Consider the following 18,771-nt stretch of genomic DNA (forward strand, 5'->3'; position numbering starts at 1 on the left):
CGGAGTCAGTTTCCGACCTGATTGTTGTGCGTATCCAGCAAGCCATGCACCGTCATCAGATGCGCCAGGCTGATCACGTGATCTACCTGCAGCTTTTCCATCAGACGCTGCTTGTACGTCGACACCGTTTTCGGGCTGAGATTGAGTTGTTCGCCGATAGCCGTCAGCGCCTTGCCGCGCACCAGCATCATCGCCACTTCCAGCTCGCGGCTGGAAAGCACGTCGAACGGCGAACCTTCGCCATCCAGCGTGGCTAATGCCAGCTGCTGCGCCACAGCAGGCGCCAGGTAGCGGCGCCCACCAGCCACCTGGCGAACCGCGTTGAGCAATTCTTCAGCAGCGCAGCTCTTGGTCAGGTAACCATGCGCGCCGGCATCCAGCAGACGCTTGGGAAAGCGGGCATCGTCGACCACGGTCACCACGATCACGTGCGTGGGCAGGTTGGCGCGCGCCACACGCTCGGTGAGCTCGATACCGCTCATCCCTGGCATGTGGACGTCGACCAGCGCGATATGCGGCTTGGTCGCCCGGATGAGACGTAGCCCTTCTTCAGCGGTCCCAGCCTCGCCGCAAATACGTATATCCGGTTGCTGCAGGATCATCCTGAAACCGGTGCGAACCAACTCGTGATCGTCCACGAGTACGACGTCGATCATCTCGCGCTCTTCCTAAAAAGGTAATGTGCCTACGCAAAGTAGGCCTGTCACTGACACATTGCAAGCTCGTAAGCTCTAGTTTTAAAAGGATTTTTTATATAACTCCTAAGCTCACAAAACAAATCAGAAATTGCTTACATGCAAGTACTAAAAATCAATGTCATTATTAGCGAAGTAACACAGTTGTAGCTCGTATCGCACACCCCAGTAAGGCTAGTCGTACTAACCGGAATGGAGCGTTTCGATGGTGATCTACTCGCTCAGACAATCGCCCGATGGTGATTGGAGCATCCGCCGAGATTCGGCAACTTTGTTTAGCCAGCTTCGCCTGGGTCCTGCCATTCAATTAGCTCGTGAAGCTGCCCGCGACGAACACACGCGTTCCGGCCGCAGCACCTGCGTTGAAATGCCTGGCCCCAGTTCCACGATCCGTCTCGCCCAGTACGCACGCCCCGGCATGCCGATCGAAAGCGCTGTGGCCTGACGTTATCGATATCAATCAGGCCATTCGCTCGTTGGAATCGGCCTCACATGCTACGATCGCGCGCCTGCAGCCGGTCGTCCGGCAAGTATCCCCGCCCGGATGGCGAAATAGGTAGACGCAAGAGACTTAAAATCTCTCAACCGCAAGGTTATGCCGGTTCGATTCCGGCTCCGGGCACCAATAAAAACAATAAGTTAGCCTCGCCGCCGGCCAGATCTCTTGCCATACCACTTCGCTGTTTGTGGCTTATTTGCCGTTTGATATGTGGCATCAATGGGGCCTGCAGAAATTTCATCGGGCAAATCAGAGTAAATCCCTTTGGCGTCAAGCTAAGTAGGCACGATTCGGTCTCACGCTATTGAGCCCTACCCTTGCAGCTAGATGCAAAGTAAATGAACTTGCCGCAGCGCTAGGCGAGCGTGTTTATCAGCGGTACCCATCTGATCGCGCCAAAGTGACAAACACCAACGCATCTATCGCGAAGCTGTCGGATAGTTACTCGTACCATGCGCGCAACCGCTCATGTAAAAATAACGGGCGACACGTCGAGCGCTTTTAAAAACAGGGAGAGCTTGTAGACGCAGTCTGCAAGCTCGTAAATGGGGCTCGGAAGCGATTCCGAATGTGAGACAAAGCTAAGGGGACGAGGTGTGCGAAATAATCTGCGCATGAAGAAACTCGCGGCGGCGATGATGCTTGCTGCGTGCAGCATATCCACCAGTGCTATGGCACAAGCGGCACGCGGCACGAAGACAGCCGCTAGCAGTCCGCTAGTAACATTGCATCCCGCAGTCAGTCTGCAGACAGGCGATACAGTGCTCGGACCGGTGGCCGTTTCGCAGCCGATACATGTTGTCGTAACGCTAAAGCTGCGCAACGAGCAACAGCTTGATGATTACATTGCGAAGCCCGGCTTTCGGCCACTGACATCCGGTCAATTCCAGTTGCTGTACAGCCCGACGAGTCAACAGGCCCAGACCGTCGCCGACTACTTGACGAAGGCCGGCTTCAGCAATGTAACCATTTCGCGCGATCATGCACTGGTGCAAGCCGACGGCCGTGCTGACACGGTGCAGGCAGCTTTTCATACGTCGCTCGTGCATGTGGCCACCCACGATGGTCGCGATGCCTTTGCCAACAACAGTGCGATACAGATTCCGGTAGCTCTGCAAGACACGGTGCACGCGGTGCTCGGCCTGCAAACCGTGCATGCCGTCAGCGGCTCTGCCAGCGCGCCCGACCCGCTTATTCCCCATGCCATGCAGCCCATGGACCTATCCGCGGGATCGGCGGTGGCACATCAACCCTCCGACTTCCCGATGATTTACGGTGCCAGCGGCATGCCCGCCGTCACCTCCGTTCCGGTGGGCTCCATTTCTGTCGGATCGATGACCAATGTGCTGGCGGATTTGAAGTCGCTGTATCCCAATGTCACGGTCACCCTGGAGGGTGACACCAGCGCCGGTTATGGCAGCGACAACAGCGGTGGCGATGCGTTATGGGACATGGATAGCCAAGCCATCATTGCCTTCACCGGTGCCTCGCAGTATTACTTCTATGTTGCCGCCTACAACACGGATGCGAGTCTGGAAACGGCGATATCACAAGTCGTGTCGGATAACCTGGTGAAGGTGATCGCCCTATCCTTCGGCGAATGCGAAAGTTCCGCGGAGGAGGATGGCGCGGTGTCAGCCATGGACACCTCGTTCAAGCAAGCCGTTGCGCAGGGACAAACGTTCTTTGCGTCATCCGGAGACGGCTGCATCACCTATACCATGCCAGAGTGGCCGGCGAGTTCGCAGTACGTCACGGCGGTGGGCGGCACCGAGCTCTATACCAGTTCCAACACCACGTGGCAGGGCGAAGTGGCGTTCGACGATATCCCGCAACACGGAGGTGCCACGAGTGGTGCTCAGAGCCAATTCGAGCCGCTACCGAGCTGGCAGAAAAACGTCACTGCTTACGACAACGGTTACGACCAAGGTTTTACCTATCGCGCCACGTCGGATATCGCGTTCGACGCCGCTCCCGGCATTCTGATCACAGTAGATGGTCAGGCAAATCATCAGGGCGCTGGCACGAATTTGTCCGCGCCGCTCGCCGCCGGTGCTTGGGCTCGTGTGTTGCAGGCCGATGGTCTCAGCTTAGGCTTTGCATCGCCAGTCATTTACCAAGTGGCGCAGTCGTCGCAAATCAACTACAGCAATGCCTTTCACGATGTTGTCTCCGGCACGAACAATACAAAGAACGCGGGCTTGGGATGGGATTACCTAACCGGTTGGGGCAGCATCGTGGTGAACCAGTTCGCCAGCATGGCGGCTGTCAATGCCAGTGCACCGACCGTATCGTTTGGTACCTTGCCCGCGCTGCAAGCTACGACGCCGATTCCGGGAAGTACACATACGCCGGGTGATTTCAACGGCGACGGCATATCCGATATGTTGTGGTTCAACCCGACGTCCAGCCAGATCGGTTATTGGACGATGAATGCAACGTCGAATACTGGCACGGCCACCGGCAACGTCACGCGTACCGGGCTTAGCAGTTACGACGTCACGCCGGGCTATTTCGTCGGGGCGGTTGGCGATTTCAACAACGATGGCTACGCCGATCTGGTATTTACCAGCGCCAATCGCGATCTGTGGTTGTGGACGAACAACCAGCAAGGGGGTTGGACGTCCTCGCGCATCAACGGTGGCAGTTATCCGAGCCAGTGGCAGTTGATCGGCGCCGGTGATGTCAATGGGGATGGTTACGACGATCTGCTGTGGCTGGATCCGTCCGACTGCGAATTCGGCTATTGGACGATGAACGGAAGTACGGTCACGGGCTATCACACCGTCAACGTTGCGTGTGGCTATTACCCAATCAGCATTGGTTATTACTCGCCATCAAATCGATTGAGCATTATCTGGACGAGTCCGGCGAATGATCTGTATATCTGGGATAGCAACGGTGATGGCACATTCAAGGCCTACGACCTGACCACTGGCCTCAATAACAGCTTACCGGCAGGCAGCCACTTTACGTCGATGGGTGGCGGTTATAAGGGACAGAATATCGGTGTGCAGTTCAACACCACGCAAGGTGCCGAAGGCGGCTTGGCGGTAGCAGGTGGCTGGCTTTTTTCGCGAACATTTGATGCCAGCGGCAATCAGACAGGCGTCACTTGGAAGGATTCCGCGATCGCTACGCAAGGCAGTACTCGCATTGCCGCCGCCGGTTACGTGATCGTCAGCAACAAACTCAACAACACCGGTGTCTATGACATCGACCCCACCAACATGGTTGTTCACACCGGGGGCTTGTACAACAGCAGCGTGCCTGCTCAAACAGGAAACGCGCCAACGACTCCCGTGGACTATTCCGCAGGAAGCAGCAGCTGGAGTTATCCAGTTGGTTGGTGGGTGGTGGGTGCGTACTTCAACAACACCGCTGCGCCGCCCTGGCAGTAAAACCCGTCTTCATACAGCGGCACATCGCGTTGCCGGAGCGGACAGTGCTGCAGTATTCGCCGGGACTAGGATGGATTGATACGGAGGACAAAACTAGCCTTTTATGCATTTAAACGTTAGCCATGGATAAGCATAGATCGCTTCGAACTTGATACTGAGAGATTTAAAATCTCTCAAATGCACGGTTATGACGGTTCGATTCCGGCTCCGAGCACCAATCTCTTAAGGCATTTCGGCAAGCTTCCAGCCCCTGCTCGCACCAGGTCTCCATGGCAACGCCATGGCTCCGATTATCCCAATTCGCTAATAGACCAGGCGCAGCACTGCCGTAACCGATAGTGATCTTCCGTGGCCGATAAGACCATCTATTCGATTGCGTACAGACGACATACCGCGCCGAAGAGAAAGCGGTCACCCATACCGTATGCTCACGCTACGCTTTTGTTGAGAACCTCGTTGATGGCTCGGATCAGATCGTCGCGTCCATACGGCTTAGTCAGCCGTATTGCACCGTCCGAGAGATCTTCCTGAATTTCTGCGTAGCCGCTGGCGAGCACAACCGGCAATGCTGGCCAGCGGATGTTCGCCTCATTGGTCAACTGAGCACCGGTCATGCCGGGCATCGCATGATCGGTCAAAAGGACATCGACATCGTTGACACCTTCGAGAACGGCAATCGCCTCCTCCGCCGAAGACACCTCGATCACCTTATGTCCCAGGCTCTCGAGCACCACGCCAGTGGTTGCACGAACGAGCGAATCGTCGTCGACGACCAACACGCAAAGCGAATTGTTAGCCAATGATAGAGAAGCGTTGCCAGTAGTCGGCGGCTTGAGGTCCCGGACGCGATCAACTTTGGTGCTTGGGAGCCACAACTCGACACGCGTACCGATGCCTTTGCTGCTTTTGATCACCATGCGGCCACCGGATTGCTCTAACAGGCCATGCACCATCGACAGACCCAGTCCCGTTCCTTTGCCGATGCCTTTGGTCGTAAAGAACGGTTCCGTTGCTTTACCCATGGTGACTTCATCCATGCCGATTCCGTCATCGGATATCGCCACGCAAACATAGTCGCCAGGTTCGAGCTTCGTTGAATGTGCGCGATCGATCGTTACGCTATGAGCGGAAAATGTCACGTTACCGCCGTCAGGTAACGCATCGCGTGCGTTCACCGCCAGATTCATCACCGCCAGCTCAAACTGATTGGCGTCGACAGATACTTGGCCCAACGCGTTTGGAAAATTCGTGGTGAGACGAATTCTTGGCCCAAGAGATCGTTGCAGCATATCGGTCATGCCATCGATGAGATCCTTGAGGTCGATCACCTCGAGGCGAAGCTCCTGCTTGCGTGCAAAAGCCAACATACGCTGCGTCAGAGCCGAGCCTCGCTTGACGGCGGCCTTGGCATGGCTCGCCAGTTTGACAACCTGATCGGGTTGTTCGCACTTGATCTCCATCATCTCGAGCGAGCTGTGGATGATCATCAACAGATTATTGAAATCGTGCGCGACGCCACCTGTGAGTTTTCCAATCGATTCGAGTTTTTGCGACTGGAATAGTGCTTCGCGTGCGCGCTCAAGTTGCTCGTTGGCTTCCTTTTGAGGCGTGACATCGCGCGTTATCTTGGCATAACCGATAACGGCGCCTTCATCGTTGGTGATGCGATCGATGATGACGTGTGCCCAGAAACGGGTTCCATCCTTGCGTAACCGCCAACCTTCATGCTCAAAACGGCCGTCCTGATGCGCAATGGACAAAGCTCGCTGAGGTAACTCTACCGCGCGATCTTCTTCGGTATAAAACATGCTGAAGTGTTTACCCAGAACTTCGTCAGCCTGATAGCCCTTGAAGCGTTCGGCACCGAGATTCCAGCTGATGATGTTGCCGCGGGGGTCGAGCATGTAGATGGCAAAATCCGCAATCGCCTCCACTAGCGCCCGGTATTCCTGCGCAGAAAGGAATTCCAGGGAATGACGCTCACTCGTTTTGGCGACCATAGGTTGCTCCTCGCGGCGCCGCGGGTACTTTGAGACTATAACAAGCGCCAACGGGAGACCGCGTGACGAAATATGCGCAGTGTTCGTAGGCCACACGATGCAAGCGTTCGGTGGCGATTCATCGCTTAACGGCAGCCTAAACCACGATTTCTCATCTGGCACCCGGTTTCGCATCCGTGGACGCCCAACGCGTTGTGCCTGACCTCGTCTTGCCGATGACTCTAAAATCACTCGACGGGGTCACTTCAATCACGCGGCTTGGAACATCCTGTGTTTGCCGTCCGGGCACACTGTTTCATTTTCTACTCATAGCCAGGAATCCATACCATGACTCAATCACCCCATTTCCTCTCCGCCTCAACCTTGACCGGCGATAAAGTCAAAAATCGCAAGGGCGAGTCACTGGGCGACCTCAAAGACATCATGATCGACACGACCACCGGCCACATCGCCTATGGCGTGTTGTCCTTCGGTGGTGTGATGGGGTTAGGCGAAAAACTATTCGCTGTGCCGTGGGAAGCGCTGCAAGTGGATGGCGGAAAAAAAGAGCTGATTCTCGACGTGGAAAAAGAACGGCTCAAAGATGCCCCGGGCTTTGACAAGGATCATTGGCCGAACTTTGCCGATACCGCATTCATCGATCAGGTCAGGCACTACTACATTCACTGATGTTCTTACATGCGCGCGAGGGCCATTAATGGGGCCCTCGCCGAAACAAGCACGTTGCCTGGAAGATATTTACTGGTCGCCCTAACCCGGGGTCGGATCCGGCTCCGATACATGCGGACCCATATCGGCTAAACGATATCCCGTGCCTGGAATGGTATGCAGCAACGGATAATCGAAGGGCTTATCGATGACACGGCGCAGGTTGTACATATGCGAACGTAACGTGTCCGAATCAGGCAGCGTATCGCTCCATATCTCCTTCTCTATCTCTGCACGCCCCACAACGCGGGGCGATTCCCGCATCAATATCTCCAGAAGGCGCAATCCAAGTGGCGACACACTGATCTCCTTGCCGTTGCGGGAGACCTTAAGCAACGCTTTGTCGAATTTGAGATTGCCGACGACCAGCGTCTCGGAAGACATCTGACGACGCTGTCTGCGAATCAGGGCACGAAGCCGCGCGTCCAGCTCCCGAAGCTCAAAGGGCTTGACCATATAGTCGTCAGCGCCAGCTTCCAAACCTTCCAGCTTTTCCTCGATGGTGTCGCGAGCAGTAAGCATGAGCAAAGGTGTCGAATTTTTTGCGTCGCCACGAAGCTTGCGACAAACAGCGATACCATCGATACCCGGAAGCATCAAATCGAGCACGATGATGTCGTAGGGTTTACTGACCGCGAGATGCAGCCCGGTAATACCATCATGGGCCACTTCTACACGGTAGCCAATCTTTTCCAAATATTCGCTAATGACGCTAGCGATTTCGATATTGTCTTCAACGAGCAGAATCGTCGCTGTGCTTTCGTTTTCCATCATTCGTCCTCCACGGGCGTGCCCGTCCGCTTCTCAGGCTAGAGGGGGAGAGCGTGACAGCGGCGTGAGTCAGAAAATCGATCTTCAGCTATTCGACAGATGCGCACGCTTTTTTTGCTTTTCGTTCTATATTTTTTCTAGTTTGTATAAACAGGAAGCAACTGCTAATAAAAAGTAACCGGGACTTGATGAGAATTTCGCATGGTCGCGATCTCGTCAGTCTTCAACTCATCGGGCCTCGAGTACTTAGGTGCAGCTTGCACAAGGAGGGAGCCAGGATCCCTCTTTTTTATGTCAACCCATATCGACGGCGCACCGGCGCAGATATTTCGATGAAAGATCACATGGACGCGTTGGCAAGCCAAATACGCTTCACGCTCGTCTCATCCGCTCTGTGAAAGCATTGACAATGCGGTCGGGGGTTACCGCATAGGAGCGAACTATGCATGTGCTGGTCATTGAAAATGACCGCGATACGCGTGATGTCCTTAGTTGCATGCTTGAAGATGCAGGCTACACCGTACTTCAAGCGTCGAAGGTCTCTGACGGTCTGCGACTAGCACGACTCAATAATCACATCGGCGTCGTTCTGGTGGATGTTCATCTGGGCGATCGTTTGACGGGATTGGAAATCCTAAAATCGCTGCGCGATCGGCTGCCATTCGCCCAATTCATTCTCATATCCGGCGACTGGGAAGCGCTTGAAAAAACCATTCCCGACACCCGAATGTTGCGCAAGCCCTGTGGACGAATGGAAGTCCTCGGCCTCGTGGGAAGTGCATTTGAAGAGTTCAGATCCAAAGGCGGGTCCGAAGCTGTGCCACAGGTTATTCGTCGACCCATTCACACTGTGCAGGGATGATTATTCCGATCGCTTGACAGTCCGGGCGCGTGTTACAGGCATGTAAAAAGAAAAGACGCCACCTAGCGTCTTTTCTTCATCCGTCCATAGCGAAATATCCGGACTTCTAACATCTGCCCATCATGCTTAGTGATTCTTGCGAGCTTCGTCCTTGGCCTTGCCGTATTCCTTCTCGGCTTTGCCAGCATGCTTTTCGATCTTGCCCTCGGCCTCGCGTGCCGGATTATTGGTGACCTTGCCGATGCCTTCCTTCACAGCGCCCTTGATCTCATGCTTGGTGCCTTCAGTGCGATGCTTATCCATGGTCGTGCTCTCTGTTCGTGGAGGTGGGTTCATGGTGCAGGAAGGACCGCCATCTCAAAGTCGTGCTCATGTGAAAAACGCATCGACGTCAATGAGCGGCTGTTCATATGCATGCCATCAACGAAGCGTGGTTGACAGTCCCAGTCTCGTGTAGTCGAAAAGGGCAGCGGTGCGTTATCGATAGCGTGCCTGACTGGAGGCAGGGGTCTACTCGATGAATAAGTTCGCCGTTATTGCCACCGTTTACCTAATGCTTTGTTGTGCGATTTCCGTGTCGTACTCGGCGCAGGCTCCTTCTGACACAACGGACCGGCCCGGGGTAGCCACCCTGGCGACGACACCCACGAATAGCTGTCCGGCCGACACACCGGCTTGGCCTATCTATAAGTCGCTAAGCACGGACGCGACCAGGGAAGTCGCCACGTCGATGGCGGCTTATCGCCTATTCGAGGGTGAATTTCGATTCTGCAATGCCGGCGGCTACGGATTGGATGCACGCTTGTTGATGGAATCATCGTCCAACCGCGCCAATGGATTTGTGTTTTGTGGGGAAGCCGTCAATTACGCCGACAACGGCATTACCTCTTCCAGCCAGGGACAGGTAAAGAGCGATGCCACTGCCCGGAAAGCCGCGGTCTTTGAATGGTATTACGGGGACAGCTCGCCCCGCTCCACGCCCCTTGCATTCAGCAACACCTATAACAACACAGGACGGCCGCAATACATCGTGGGCGAAGTCGTGACGGGTTATGCCCGGGCGCTGATCGGTAGCGACCCGAAGCTAGTTCAACAGGAATGCCTGAAAATGACCGAAGACCTTGCCGACGAGAAGGCCGCTGACGTGCTGAAACAACGGAACGCTCACCAGCGTCCCTAAGCAAGCAATAAGTAACACCGGGCAAGCTTGGCAAACCCCTCATCATGAGCTTGCCCATGCGCCAATCTCTTGCCATCGCCTTGCTTGCATCATTAGCCTGCGTTGCTGCCGCTCCTTTTGCGACAGCCGCCGATGCAGCCGCACAATCCCCCTATAAAGTGATCGGTCGCCTGACGCTTGGCGGCACCGGCGGCTGGGATTACCTCAGCTTTGATTCACAACGTCGTCATCTATTTGTTAGTCGCGGCGATCGCGTGTTGGTTATCGATGTCGATGGCAATAAGCAGATTGGCGAGATTCCAGGCACCAGTGGTGTGCATGGCATTGCCATCGCGCAGGATTTGCATCGTGGCTTTACCAGCAACGGTAAGGCAAATTCTGTGACCGTTTTCGATTTGGATACGCTCAAGACTGTCGGCACCATTGCTGGCACGGGGCAGAAGCCGGATTCGATCATCTATGACAGCGCGTCGCATCATGTGCTGACGTTCAACGGTAAAAGTGGTGATGCTAGCGTTATCGATCCCACCGCCGCCAAAGTTGTCGCCACGATCGCGCTACCCGGTAAACCGGAGTTCTCGGCCGCCGATGGTCAGGGCCATGTCTATGTAAACCTCGAAGACAAATCCGAGCTTTCAGAGATCGACACAAGCACGAACAAAGTGCTGCAAACATGGTCGCTCGCACCGTGCGAATCGCCCAGCGGTCTGGCCATGGATATTGTACATAAGCGGCTTTTCTCGGTCTGCGATAACCAGAAGATGGCGGTACTTGACGCAACGAATGGTCACGTCGTCGCAACCTTACCCATCGGTGATGGCCCAGATGCAGTGACTTTCGATCCTGAGCAAGCGCTTATTTACAGCTCGAATGGCGAAAGCGGTACGTTGACGGTTGTGCATGAAGACGATCCCGATCACTACTCGGTCGTCGCCAATGTTCCTACACAGATCAGTGCTCGCACGCAGGCACTGGATACACAAAAGCACCGCGTATATCTGTCATCGGCCAAGCTCGGCACCGACAAAGATGCGCATGGTCGCCAGCAACCTGTAGCGAATAGCTTTGCCATTCTTACCGTCGGCAAGCCCTAAAAGCATCGCTTGAATAACCGCCGGTAGTGCCTGAGCACACCGGCGGTTAGGCAACCGTCATACCGATTCCGTAGATGCGCCACGCACAAAATGTGTGGGAATCACGACGCTTACTCGTAGACCACGACCGGAAGGCGCATCGAGCAGTTCGATCGCAGCGTTATGCAACTGCGCGGCGCGTTGCACGATCGACAGTCCCAGTCCGTAGCCGTCTCCGCTGCTGCTCGCCTCACGATGGAAGCGTGCAAAGACGCTGGCGCGACGCTCCGCAGGAATGCCAGGTCCGTTATCGATCACCTCGATCACGGCCGCTTCCGTCGCTCGCTTCAACAACAATTGAACGCTGCCGCCGGCGGGAACATGATGCATCGCGTTTTCGATAAGGTTACGCAGCAATGCGGCCAAAGCCGCTTCGTATCCTTGTACTTTCAACGTATCTTCGTGACCGACAAACGCGAACTCGACGCCACTTTCGCCCAGCAAAGGCGCCAGTTCATCGATGACATTCATCGCCACGACAACAAGATCGACCTCACTGCGCTGTCCTGCTGCAGCGCCCGCTTCCAATCTCGCCAAGGCAAGCAGTTGTTCGATACGCCGGGCAAGTCTTGAAAGACCAACCTGAGCGCTAGCGAGAGAAGCCTTGGTCGCCGGAAGCTCGCTCGTCGATAACGCGCCGTCCAGGTGAATCATCGTCGATGCCAACGGCGTGCGTAATTCATGTGCGACGTCGGCACTGAAACGCCGCTCGCGTTCCAGGGCATCTTCCAGACGTTCCAACTGCGCATTGAGCGCTTCGATAACAGGTTGCAATTCCTGCGGCGCTCTTTCCAGCTCGATGCGCCGGCGGCTACCCGGTGCGCGCGATGCAAGCGCTTGCCTCAGACGTTCCAGCGGACGCAACCCGCGGCGCACAGCCCAGCCGATCAGCAGTGCCAGCAACGGGAGCCCGATAAGCAGTGGCATGCCAAGATCCAGCCACAAGGCATGCGAAATACCGCGGCGGCTGTCATCGCGCTCGCCCATGCGAATGACAAAGCCGTTGGCATCATCCACGAAGGTAAACACGCGCCATCCGTAACCATCGAACTGATAGTTCTCGAAACCCGATAACGGTGTTTGCGGCAGCGGTAATTGCGCGAGGTTGGCGGTTGTCAGGCGTACGTGACCGTGCATGTCGAACACTTGATAGCCCACTTCGGACTCGTAGGTTCGCCCATGCATCAGCTCTTCTTCGGCTTTGCGGCCGATGACGGGTACGATAAGTGGCCCCTGCTCCGGACGGCGCAATGCATCGATGCCCTCGTGCTGCATCAATACATCGAGCGTGCGTGCGGATTCGGCAAGACGGCCATCCAGCAGTTCGTGCGTTTCGATCAGCGTACGCCGAAAGCTGTAGAGGCCTAATGGCAGCAACACCGCGAACAGCAAAGTGACGATCATCCAACGCAGGCGTCCCTGCAGGCTTAGTGGCTTCACGTTGGGTCTCTTGGAATCATGTAGCCGACGCCTCGAATCGTGCGGATCGCATCGAAGCTGAGTTTGCGTCGCAGTGCATGGATTTGAACCTCCAAGGCGCTGCTGCCCACGGGGTTGTCGAGGCCGTAAAGCGAATTCTCCAGATGCTCGCGCCGCACGATGCGCCCCGCCCGCTCCATCAGTATGCGCAATAACGAGAACTCGCGACGCGTCAGCTCGATGCGTTTGCCGCGATATTCCGCTTCGGATGTTCCGATATCCAGGCTGATCACACCGACGTCGATGCGGTTGGCGGCTAATCCTTGTGCGCGCCGCGTCAGCGAGCGAATGCGCGCACTAAGCTCATCGACATGGAACGGCTTCACCAGATAGTCATCCGCACCTGCATCCAGACCGCGAACGCGTGCTTCGAGCGCATCGCGCGCCGTCATCACGATCACCGGCGTGTTGACATGCGCGCGGCGCGCTTCGGCCAAGACGTCCAGCCCGTCCTTGCCCGGCAAGCCCAGATCCAATAGGACGAGGTCCGCCGTCTGATCGCGCAACGCCACCAGCGCCTCGCGGCCATCGCGCAACCACGTAACCGCGTAGGAAAGCTTTTCCAACGCGTTCTGAATCGCGGTGCCGAGCTGAAGGTCGTCTTCGACCAGGATGATGTGCATACCGTTATGACCTTCTGAACCCTATCGCCGGGCGTACCCTCGCAAGCGATTGTGCAGAGATTAACTTAGGGTGGTCTTACTTATCCTTTCTCCAGTCACGCCCCTAATTGGCCAAGACGAGCTTCTGCCGGCGATTATTCGAGATTTTCCAAAGGCTTGTATGTTCCGAAACAACAAGGAGCATGAGCAGCCCAACGGTCGCGTGCGGACCAATGAGACTTAAGGACGATCGGAAGGGCTCAAAACACCCTGGCGATTCAAGCACGTGACACAAACCTGCCACACATTTTCAAGGCGTCATCGAAGTAGACCTCGCTTTGGAAGCAACGCACTTCTCAAGCCCTCCAGACGCAAAAAGCAGCCTTTCTTTCGACCCATGCCGAGCCGGAAGAAGCCGTGCTACGCTATTTCGGTATCGCGAACATAGTGATACGGCTTCACGGACCACGGATGGCCGCGGCAAGGCGTCACGTGGTGTAAAACGGCACTGCGGGGGCGTGGGCGTTGAGCAGTTTTCCAAACGATTTCGATCTGAATGCGGCATGGTTTCGCAAGTCGCAAGGCGATCTGAAGGCATTCATGGAGGCCTTCGCGGTGCGACTGGAAGGCGCCATTCCCGGACGCGTGACGGTAGAGCGCCAGAAGGACGGCCTGTTCTCCAAGATCAGTCACGCCGTCAAGATCTCGGTCGATGCACATAACCACACATACGTGCTTGCGCTGCAGAAGAGCCGTCTTCTGGCACAGCGCAGCAAGAGCGTACACGGTGTGACGCTAAGTACCGAACAGATGGATGTGCCGGCATGGCTTGCCGCTCTCCACGACGAAATTCAGGCGCTCGCCGAACACGCCGGTTCCGCGCAAAACGTACTACACGATTTCCTGATGTCCTGACGATGATGTCCGCGTGTCCGGCGGCTCAACCGTTTATCGCTCGAATCCCGCTGCAAGGATTACAGCCTGGAGTTTCGAATGTCATGGTTTGATCGGTTCAAAGGTAATACCCCTTCCCCGTCCTCCCAGGGCGCACCGCAACAAGATTTTGCCGGCAGCAATGCCGAGCGGCAGGCGGAATGGGAAAGTGCGCTGCATCATCATCGCCTTCCCGCCTTCGTCAAACAGCGTCTGAGTGACGCATCCAGCGGGAAACTTCCGTGGATCTCCACGATGACGCCTGCGGAGCTTGCGCAAACGCATCGCTACAAGGTTCGCCCCATCGCGATGGTGTCCGGCACATGCTGGTATCACTATGGCTATTCCTGGACGAATGGACACACAGCAGGGTGGCATCAGGCGCTCAAGCGCATGCAGCAGGAAGCCGTCGCTGCCGGTGCCAACGCCATCGTCGACGTGCGTATGCGCAAAATCAATCTGCACGTGGGCGCGAGCATGGACTTCACCGTGATGGGCACCGCGATTCGCGTCGAAGGCCTGCCGCCCAATCCCGAGCCGGTGGTCGCGACGGTGACCGCGCTTGAATTCATGCGCTTGCTCGAGGCCGACATCGTGCCGACGGGCATTGCGATTGGCGCGCACTACGAATGGCTGAATTCTTACTCATGGGCCAATCTCGACGCCAAGGGCGGCTGGATCAATCAGCCGCTTACCGAACTGGGTAACTTCTGGGAACGCGTACGGCGCAAGGCACTTCTCCAGCTTCGCCAGGACACGCAGCGCGATGGCAATGGCGTGCTTGCACATACGCATTTCGGCGAATTGCTGAAAGTTGAAGAGCAGAACGCCGCTCGTTACCTGGGCCGGCACATCGTGATCGGCACCGTGGTGGATAGCAAACGCTACGGCGCTGTGCCGCATGACATCCGACATGTTGTAGATATGTGTGATGGCACTTCGCCGATGCTCGAAGAACGCCAGCATGGACACAACGCTTATGACACCAATCAGGAAGAGGGTTCGATATGAGTGACGGCACGGCGATTCCGCAACACGCGCTTGAACGGCTCAAGGGCCTGCGCAGCGAAGGACATCCGGGTGGCATCTTCACCTCGGACTTTTCAGTCAACGAATTCCTGTTGGTGCGCAAGGCGGGTTTTGAACCGGTCGGCTTGTGCGTCGGCTCATGCATTTACCACCTGGGCATCCAGTATTCGAGCTGGAGCCAGAACCAGGAAATGAACGTGCTTTCGCAAGCGATGTATCACGCGCGCGAACTCGCGATGTCGCGCATGCGCTCGGAAGCCGAAAGCATGGGTGCCGACGGTATCGTGGGCGTGGAACTCACCGTCAAGCGCATGGAATGGGATGACAAGATCCTGGAATTCATCGCCATCGGAACGGGCGTGGTACACGCCAAGGGACACCCGGGCTATAAAGGGCATAACGGCAAACCCTTTACGTCCGATCTTTCCGGGCAGGATTTCTGGACACTCTTGCAGGCCGGTTATCGCCCGCTGGAAATGGTGATGGGATCGTGCGTGTATCACGTCGCACATCAAGGCATGTTCAAGGCGCTTGGCAACGTTGGCAACAACACCGAGCTGACCAACTTCTCGCAAGCGCTCTACGACGCACGCGAAATTGCCATGGAACGCATGCAACATGAAGCGACCGCCGTGAAGGCAGAAGGCGTCGTCGGCGTCGACCTCCACGAGGGTTCGCACAACTGGCAACCGCATATAATCGAATTCTTTGCCGTAGGCACGGCGGTGACACCGATTACGACCGAACGGGATGCTTCCACCATTCCCGATCCGCAATTGGTGTTGTCCGTCAACAATTGAACGGGAGTACAGACATGAGCATTCTTGGACGCGTAGCCGATCTGCTTCAGGCCAAAACGCATTCGTTGTTGAACAAGCTGGAAGATCCGAACGAGCAGCTCGATCTTTCGTATGAAAAAATGATTTCCGGCCTGCAGGAAACCAAGCAGCATCTGGCGGAAGTCGTGACAGAACAGAAGCTGCTTGAGCGGCAGATGGACCAGGCCACGCAGGAAGCCGATCAAGCACAGGACAATGCAAAACTTGCCATGCAATCGTCGCGCGAGGATCTGGCCCGCGAAGCGCTTGTGAAACGTCAGGCCGCGCAGGAAAAATTGCAGTCGCTTGGCAAGGCACATGACAACATCAGCGCGCAGGTCGAAAAGCTCATCGGCTACCAGAAAACACTGGAAGGCCGCATCGAACAATTCCGCACGCAGAAAGAAGTGATGAAGAGCAGCTACGCGGCTGCTCAGGCGCAGGTGAAGGTCACCGAGTCGTTGACGGGGGTGGGCGATCACCTCAGCCATGTCGGCGATACCATGCGTCGCGCCGAAGATAAGGTTGCTGGTGCCCAGGCCAAAGCCGACGCAATGGACGGTTTGCTGAAAGCCGGCGTTCTCAATGATCCGCTGGATCATCGAAGCAGCAGCGAAAAAGAGCTCGACGCCATGCGCAGCAATAGCGCCATCGACGCCGAACTGGCAAAACTCAAGGCGGAGCTTGGCAAAGCCTGACGCCCATCCAGCTGCCGGCTCACGAGCCGGCAGCTGCTTCTGCAGCACCATGCCTCGCGCGGGCATATGCTATGCACGTGATGACACGTGCAGCCCCTCCTCCACTCGGCGAAGACGGTCGCCACCTGCTTACGTTGCAACGTGAGTATCCGCGCGGCACGTATGTCGAAACGCATTCCCACACGTGGGCGCAGGTGCTTTATGCCGTCGAAGGCGTGATGTGGGTGGAAATCGGGTTTGAAGCGCTAGTCGTGCCGCCGCAGCGCGCGGTATGGGTGCCACCAGAAACATTGCACTCGATCAAGATGATGAGTGCGGTGCGCATGCGCAATCTGTATCTGCATCCGCAGGCGACCGAAGCGCTTGGTAAACGTGGCGAAGTATTTGAAGTCAGTCCTTTGCTGCGGCAGCTGATTGTGGTGATGGCCGAACAGGGTGAGCATCGTAGCCAGGAATACATCGATGCAGCGAACCGATTGATCGTGCTGGAACTCGCTGCGGCGAAGACCAGTACGTTGCGAATCATGCTTCCCGCCGGAACCGATCGGCGTCTTGAAACGGTGTGTCGTGCCGTGATCGACCATCCATCGCTCGATATTCCACTCGAACACTACAGCGATCAGGCTGGCGCTAGCGTACGAACGCTCTCTCGCCTTTTCCAACAGGAGCTCGGCATGGGCTTCGCCGAATGGCGCCGGCAGGTCCAGCTGGCCGTTGCGACGTCGCGCCTTGCGGAAGGCCACGCCGTTCATGCCATTGCGCGATCGCTCGGCTATTCGCCCAGCAGTTTCAGCGACATGTTCCGTCGCGAGCTGGGTGTTTCACCGGTAGCCTACCAACCCGCGGCATCCGCTCAGTAAACGTATTTTTAAGCTGCAGCAGTTGGCCGAAATTCGAATGCTTTTGACCGATCGTCGGCGCGGCGGTCATCTACACTTTCCCCTCAACGTAAGCCTTCGTTATGACGGAGACATTTATGAAAGCGCTTCGCTTTGACCATCCTGGCAAACCCGATGTGTTGGAGTACGTGGATGTCCCTACCCCGGTTATCGATGCCGATAGCGCATTGGTACGCGTTCGCGCGGCGTCGGTTAACCCCAGTGACGTGAAGAACGTTTCAGGACATTTTTCGCAAACGACGTTGCCCCGCATTCCCGGGCGAGATTTCAGCGGTGTGGTGGAACAAGGGCCAAAGGACTGGATCAGCGCGGAAGTCTGGGGAACCGGCGGCGATATCGGCTTCACGCGCGATGGCACGCATGCCGAGTACATCAAAGTACCTGTCGCGGCCCTGGTGCGAAAACCGAAGAGCTTGAGTCATGAAGAAGCCGCGTCGGTAGGCGTGAACTTTGTGGTTGCATGGCTCGGTACCATCGATTTCGCGCAATTGCGTCAAGGCGAAACCATCGCCGTGATCGGCGCAGGCGGCGGTGTGGGCGGTGCAGTGACGCAGATCGCCAAATCGCTTGGATGCCGAGTCATCGGAATCAATCGCGGTCCACTCGATCCGAATTCACCTGCGGGCCGGCGTGTGGATACCTTCGTGATGTTCGATGACGACACCGTCACTCGCGTACGGCAACTGGATGGTTTGGCTGACGGTACCGATGTCGTTTTTGACAGCGTAGGCGGCATCGCTTTCAACATGGCGCTTGGGCTGGCGAAGCGGCGCGGCCGCGTCGTGGAAATCAGCGCAACAGGCCAGCGCCGCGTCGAGTTCGACCTGATCGACTTCTACCACAACGAAACACAGTTGCTAGGCGCCGACAGCGCCAAACTGGGCGTGGCCGAGTCGGCGCGCCTGATGAAGGCGATTGCCACTGGTTTTGACGAGGGCAAGTTCGATGCCCCAGTCATCGCCCAGCGGTTCACCCTGGCTCAGGGCCGCGAAGCTTATGAGGCAGTGGCCCGTGGTACGACCGGGCGCGTCGTAATCGTCCCTTGAGCGTCAGCACCCACCCCA

Annotated in this window: 18 protein-coding genes and 1 tRNA gene; 13 read left to right on the top strand and 6 right to left on the bottom strand. The window is 56.5% G+C overall.

Going from position 1 to position 18,771, the window contains the following annotated elements; genetic code table 11:
- Window positions 1-5: 5 nt before the first annotated feature.
- Window positions 6-656, bottom strand: a complete 651-nt coding sequence (locus EKH79_RS04965) for a response regulator (RefSeq protein ID WP_126672676.1) — start codon at window positions 654-656, stop codon at window positions 6-8.
- Between the two features lie 244 nt (window positions 657-900).
- On the opposite strand from EKH79_RS04965, the gene EKH79_RS04970 reads away from it, so the two are divergent.
- The 3 genes from EKH79_RS04970 (at window position 901) to EKH79_RS04980 (ending at window position 4,595) form a co-directional block, all read left to right on the top strand.
- Entirely contained in the window at window positions 901-1,140 is a 240-nt protein-coding gene (locus tag EKH79_RS04970; protein ID WP_126672677.1) for a hypothetical protein, read from the top strand.
- A gap of 93 nt (window positions 1,141-1,233) precedes the next feature.
- Window positions 1,234-1,320: transfer RNA gene (locus EKH79_RS04975), tRNA-Leu, on the top strand.
- A gap of 470 nt (window positions 1,321-1,790) precedes the next feature.
- Window positions 1,791-4,595 (top strand): protease pro-enzyme activation domain-containing protein, encoded by a 2,805-nt coding sequence (locus tag EKH79_RS04980; protein WP_158621203.1) that lies wholly within the window; start codon window positions 1,791-1,793, stop codon window positions 4,593-4,595.
- A 428-nt stretch (window positions 4,596-5,023) separates the two neighbouring features.
- Here the strand turns inward: EKH79_RS04980 and EKH79_RS04985 are convergent, their stop codons facing one another.
- Entirely contained in the window at window positions 5,024-6,595 is a 1,572-nt protein-coding gene (locus EKH79_RS04985) for a PAS domain S-box protein (protein WP_126672679.1), read from the bottom strand.
- A 327-nt stretch (window positions 6,596-6,922) separates the two neighbouring features.
- Here EKH79_RS04985 and EKH79_RS04990 point away from each other — a divergent pair, with 327 nt between their 5' ends.
- Window positions 6,923-7,264 (top strand): PRC-barrel domain-containing protein, encoded by a 342-nt coding sequence (locus EKH79_RS04990; RefSeq protein WP_126672680.1) that lies wholly within the window; start codon window positions 6,923-6,925, stop codon window positions 7,262-7,264.
- An 81-nt stretch (window positions 7,265-7,345) separates the two neighbouring features.
- Here EKH79_RS04990 and EKH79_RS04995 read toward each other — a convergent pair whose 3' ends face one another.
- The gene (locus EKH79_RS04995; protein WP_199754180.1) at window positions 7,346-8,074 is read right to left on the bottom strand and encodes a response regulator transcription factor; all 729 of its coding nucleotides are present in this window, start codon (window positions 8,072-8,074) and stop codon (window positions 7,346-7,348) included.
- Window positions 8,075-8,516: 442 nt separating this feature from the next.
- On the opposite strand from EKH79_RS04995, the gene EKH79_RS05000 reads away from it, so the two are divergent.
- Window positions 8,517-8,936, top strand: coding sequence for a response regulator (locus EKH79_RS05000; protein WP_126672682.1), 420 nt, complete (start codon window positions 8,517-8,519; stop codon window positions 8,934-8,936).
- A gap of 126 nt (window positions 8,937-9,062) precedes the next feature.
- On the opposite strand, the gene EKH79_RS05005 is transcribed toward EKH79_RS05000, so the two are convergent.
- On the bottom strand, window positions 9,063-9,239 hold the full coding sequence (locus EKH79_RS05005; protein ID WP_126672683.1) for a CsbD family protein: 177 nt from the start codon (window positions 9,237-9,239) through the stop codon (window positions 9,063-9,065).
- A 214-nt stretch (window positions 9,240-9,453) separates the two neighbouring features.
- On the opposite strand from EKH79_RS05005, the gene EKH79_RS05010 reads away from it, so the two are divergent.
- Window positions 9,454-10,116, top strand: a complete 663-nt coding sequence (locus EKH79_RS05010) for a hypothetical protein (protein ID WP_126672684.1) — start codon at window positions 9,454-9,456, stop codon at window positions 10,114-10,116.
- Window positions 10,117-10,172: 56 nt separating this feature from the next.
- Window positions 10,173-11,210 (top strand): YncE family protein, encoded by a 1,038-nt coding sequence (locus tag EKH79_RS05015; protein WP_325050577.1) that lies wholly within the window; start codon window positions 10,173-10,175, stop codon window positions 11,208-11,210.
- Between the two features lie 57 nt (window positions 11,211-11,267).
- Here the strand turns inward: EKH79_RS05015 and EKH79_RS05020 are convergent, their stop codons facing one another.
- Window positions 11,268-12,689, bottom strand: coding sequence for a sensor histidine kinase (locus tag EKH79_RS05020; RefSeq protein WP_233590191.1), 1,422 nt, complete (start codon window positions 12,687-12,689; stop codon window positions 11,268-11,270).
- Entirely contained in the window at window positions 12,686-13,351 is a 666-nt protein-coding gene (locus EKH79_RS05025) for a response regulator (RefSeq protein ID WP_126672686.1), read from the bottom strand. The genes EKH79_RS05020 and EKH79_RS05025 overlap by 4 nt, the downstream gene beginning before the upstream one ends.
- Before the next feature lie 504 nt (window positions 13,352-13,855).
- On the opposite strand from EKH79_RS05025, the gene EKH79_RS05030 reads away from it, so the two are divergent.
- From EKH79_RS05030 to EKH79_RS05055, 6 genes are all read left to right on the top strand, one after another.
- Window positions 13,856-14,245 (top strand): hypothetical protein, encoded by a 390-nt coding sequence (locus tag EKH79_RS05030; protein WP_126672687.1) that lies wholly within the window; start codon window positions 13,856-13,858, stop codon window positions 14,243-14,245.
- Window positions 14,246-14,323: 78 nt separating this feature from the next.
- Window positions 14,324-15,274 (top strand): heavy metal-binding domain-containing protein, encoded by a 951-nt coding sequence (locus EKH79_RS05035; protein WP_126672688.1) that lies wholly within the window; start codon window positions 14,324-14,326, stop codon window positions 15,272-15,274.
- Window positions 15,271-16,092, top strand: coding sequence for a heavy metal-binding domain-containing protein (locus tag EKH79_RS05040; RefSeq protein WP_126672689.1), 822 nt, complete (start codon window positions 15,271-15,273; stop codon window positions 16,090-16,092). Before EKH79_RS05035 ends, EKH79_RS05040 begins: the two co-directional genes overlap by 4 nt.
- Window positions 16,093-16,106: 14 nt before the next feature.
- Window positions 16,107-16,808: a PspA/IM30 family protein gene (locus EKH79_RS05045; protein ID WP_126672690.1), complete on the top strand. Its 702-nt coding sequence runs from the start codon at window positions 16,107-16,109 to the stop codon at window positions 16,806-16,808.
- 80 nt (window positions 16,809-16,888) lie between these two features.
- Window positions 16,889-17,668: an AraC family transcriptional regulator gene (locus tag EKH79_RS05050; protein ID WP_126672691.1), complete on the top strand. Its 780-nt coding sequence runs from the start codon at window positions 16,889-16,891 to the stop codon at window positions 17,666-17,668.
- A gap of 116 nt (window positions 17,669-17,784) precedes the next feature.
- On the top strand, window positions 17,785-18,753 hold the full coding sequence (locus EKH79_RS05055; protein WP_126672692.1) for a quinone oxidoreductase family protein: 969 nt from the start codon (window positions 17,785-17,787) through the stop codon (window positions 18,751-18,753).
- Window positions 18,754-18,771: the final 18 nt, after the last annotated feature.

Origin of the sequence: Dyella dinghuensis (genome assembly GCF_003977615.1) — a bacterium.
In the GTDB taxonomy this organism is placed as follows: domain Bacteria; phylum Pseudomonadota; class Gammaproteobacteria; order Xanthomonadales; family Rhodanobacteraceae; genus Dyella_B; species Dyella_B dinghuensis.